1 protein-coding gene is annotated in these 574 nt (G+C 45.5%); it reads right to left on the bottom strand.

Annotated features, from left to right (window positions below):
* On the bottom strand, positions 1-574 hold a 574-nt coding region (locus tag A4R26_RS12975), incomplete at both ends, for a non-ribosomal peptide synthetase (protein WP_165760254.1).

The raw sequence follows: 574 nt of genomic DNA on the forward strand, positions 1-574 counted from the left end.
TATCGACTTGATGGAGTCTCCGCCCAGGTTATAAAAGCTATCCTTTACTCCTATGCCTTCTCGCTTTAATACATCTGACCAAACGGAAACCAAAACCTTTTCGGGTTCTGTGCGCGGAGCCACATATTCCACGCCACTGGAGAGTTCCAATCCTTCCGGGTCAGGCAGTGATTTCTTATCTATCTTACCATTAGCTGTCAATGGCATTGATTCGAGTTGAACAAAATGCGCCGGAACCATATATTCCGGCAACAGTTCTTTTAAATAAGATTTCAAATCAAGCATGTTCTGCTCAACCCGTGAAGTAATATAGGCTACCAGCTCTTTTTCTCCTGACTCGTTCTCTTTGGCCAGCACCACCACCTGGTTTATGTACTGGTGGTTTGATAAGGCATGCGCTATTTCCCCTGGCTCTATCCTGTAGCCATTGATCTTTACCTGGTCATCTTTTCTGCCTGTTAACTCTATGTTCCCATTAGGCAGCCACCTGCCCAGATCCCCTGTTTTGTAAAAGCGCTCTCCTTTTTTGAAAGGACTTGCTAAGAACTTCTCTTTGGTCAGCGCTTCCTGGTTC

It is taken from the genome of Niastella populi (genome assembly GCF_002078015.1).
Lineage (GTDB): Bacteria > Bacteroidota > Bacteroidia > Chitinophagales > Chitinophagaceae > Niastella > Niastella populi.